This window comes from Mesobacillus sp. (assembly GCF_049588175.1).
Classification (GTDB): Bacteria; Bacillota; Bacilli; order Bacillales; family Cytobacillaceae; genus Mesobacillus.
Genome location: NZ_JBAVFI010000355.1, coordinates 1 through 2,837 on the forward strand (window position 1 = coordinate 1; position 2,837 = coordinate 2,837).

At 42.7% G+C, this 2,837-nt stretch carries 3 protein-coding genes; all 3 read right to left on the reverse strand.

Going from position 1 to position 2,837, the window contains the following annotated elements:
- Nucleotides 1-139: 139 nt before the first annotated feature.
- Nucleotides 140-484, reverse strand: coding sequence for a DUF3221 domain-containing protein (locus WB217_RS08845; RefSeq protein WP_423992623.1), 345 nt, complete (start codon nt 482-484; stop codon nt 140-142).
- A 106-nt stretch (nt 485-590) separates the two neighbouring features.
- On the reverse strand, nt 591-1,055 hold the full coding sequence (locus WB217_RS08850; protein WP_423992625.1) for a BsuPI-related putative proteinase inhibitor: 465 nt from the start codon (nt 1,053-1,055) through the stop codon (nt 591-593).
- Between the two features lie 165 nt (nt 1,056-1,220).
- On the reverse strand, nt 1,221-2,573 hold the full coding sequence (locus tag WB217_RS08855; protein ID WP_423992627.1) for a TrkH family potassium uptake protein: 1,353 nt from the start codon (nt 2,571-2,573) through the stop codon (nt 1,221-1,223).
- Nucleotides 2,574-2,837 lie beyond the last annotated feature (264 nt).

Genomic DNA, 2,837 nt, shown 5'->3' on the forward strand with positions numbered 1-2,837 from the left:
GATCCTCAAATACTACCTCTATATAATCGTTTTTTTGAACTGGTATCGTTTTGCTCATGTTTTCCGTCCTTTGCTGTGAATTAGCTAAGTCAGATTTTATCATAATGAAGGAAGGATTGCGAAAAGCACCGCCGCAAAACTATCTGGCTTCGACTTTCTTTGCTTTCCCCTGCTCCGGATAGCTCTCTGCCACCGGACCATCGAGCCAGAACACTACATGGTCGCCTTTTTGGAACTGATCCAACTTTTCATAGGTCACCCAGATCAGTTTAAGTCCGCTCTGGTCAATCAGTGCTTCACTCGAAACATCTTTAATGTCATTATATCTTTCCTGGCTGATATCCTGAACCACCAGGATCCTGCCCCCTTTTTTCTCTAAAATATATCCCTCTTTCGAACTGGAATTTTCCAGCTTGCCTGTACAACCAATCACGATGACCGAAATCGCAACCAACAGCAGAATAAAGAACTGCATCGCTTTCATCTCTATTTCCCCCTTTTTCCAATTCGACGTATCCTTGATAAAAAAGTTACCGTCATCCCAGCCTAAAAAAGCCCATAAAAAAAGCAGGAGAACCGTCCCCCTGCTTCTACTGCACAACGAATTCCTTCGTTACTTTGTATTTCGGCCCATCTTTTGGCGTCATCCAAACGGTTAGTGTGTATTCGCCTTTTTCGAGAGAAAGGTCATTCAAGTCGATTTTATAGTTCAGTGCCTCGCCTTGCTTGAGCGTCTCTTCCCCTAAAGCCTGTAAAAAGGCAGCAACGCTCGAAAAAAGAAAAACTTCCTGGCCATCCTTTGTCTTAACCGAATAATCATATCTCTGAGAGCTCGTAAATTTAAGGGTCACTTCTTGTTCCGTTTGATTTTTTACCTCGTAATCAAAAATCAACGGACTTTGCTCTGTCATGCTTGCAGCCACTTCTCCTGCCACGATTCCATGCCCTCCTCCACCAGTACCACTAGCTGGTTCGTCATTTGCAACCTTGTTCTCCGTTCCGCATCCCGAAACCAAAATTCCCAGCAGCAATATAATGATCGAAAACTTTTTCATCGCCCGCTCCTCCTGATGAGTTCATTAAAATTAACCTTCATTATATTTGTCAGAGAAGGTGAGCGAAATGTTACATGCAACTTTAAATAAATATTCTACTCATTCAAAAGGAGCCCATCCGCGAGTTTCACTTAAAACTGAAACACGGAAACCCTCCCATGCTCACTACCCGATCAGGATTTTTTCTTCGGCGTAGCGGAGGTTTGCTTTTTTGGAATGGATGGCCAGGGCGAATGCCATGGTTAATGGTCCAACGCGTCCTATGAACATCATGATGGTAATCAGGATCTTGCCCCAGGGACTTAAATCTCCGGTCAACCCGGCACTCATCCCCACTGTTCCGAACGCTGACACAGTTTCAAAGGCAATTAGATGCATCTCCGCTCCCTGCTCCGTTATCGTGAGCAAAAAGAAAATAACAAAGATGAATATCACTCCTGATACTGCAATTGATAAAGCCCTGAACACGAGTGAACTCGGAATTCTCCGTTTAAAAATGTTGATATCTTCCTTATTCGTAACCACTGCCCAAAGCGTTAATATCAATATTGCAAAGGTGGTAATTTTGATTCCGCCTCCTGTGGAACCTGAGGAAGCACCGATAAACATCAAGCCCATCATCAAGACTAGTGAGCTTAAATTCATCTGGCTGATATCAATGGAGTTAAAACCAGCAGTACGAGTCACGACACCCTGAAAATAAGCGGCCCACCATTTGTCTGCTGTACTCAGGCTGCCTAAGGTTGCTGGGTTATGATATTCTAGGGCAAATATAAGAAGCGTGCTCCCAACGTTAAGCAATAATGTGAACGCTAAAACAATTTTGGTGTGTAGAGAGATTTTCGTTAAATTTTTCTTTTCAAATAAATCAGCTATGACAAAGAAACCGATACCGCCTACAATGAATAATCCAGTGATGACAATATTCACGGTGGGATCCCCGACCCATTTGGTTAAACTATCTGCTTCCAGACCAAATCCCGCATTATTAAAAGCCGATATAGAATGGAAAACACCATAATAAATAGCCTTTCCCACACTCATTTCCTGGGACCAGCGAAGCGCTAATGCAACTGCACCAACCGCTTCTACTATTAATGTAATCACGATAACGCGCTTAAGCAGCTGGATAATCCCCTGCAAAGAAAAAGCGTTCATTGACTCCTGAAGAAGCATTCTTTGTTTATAACCAATTCTTCTGCCCATGACAATGAACATTAAGATTCCGCTGGTCATAAACCCCCAGCCACCCACTTGAATAAGGGCTAGCAACACAATCTGCCCAAACAAAGTAAAGGTCGTTCCCGTATCGACAACCGCCAGCCCTGTTACACAGACTGCGGAGGTGGCCTCAAACAGCGCATCTATTAAGCTTAAATGATGCCGATCCTTCGTCGCGGCAGGAATCATGAATAGCAAGGTGCCTATGATAATCAATGCTAGAAATCCGAGTAAAAGGATATGGGCAGGGTGCAGCTTTACAATTCCAGGTCTTTTAATATTTTTTAAAAAAGACATAACTTCTCCTTGTATATAACGAAGTGTATTTCATTTTATATTCCTTTATTATTTCACAAAGCGGTGCAGCATAAACTTCAACATTTTTGCTTAGGTCCTTCTGAAAGGACTGAACCTTTCAGTTAAAAACGGAACAGAAGAACCGTCCCCATGTTCCACTAGCAGTCAAACGGTTAATCTATCAATCACCTAAATCCTCATAATGCAATCCACTTTCATAGAATTGGTCGTCTGGGACTCCCACGGAAACCTGTTTTATTTTAT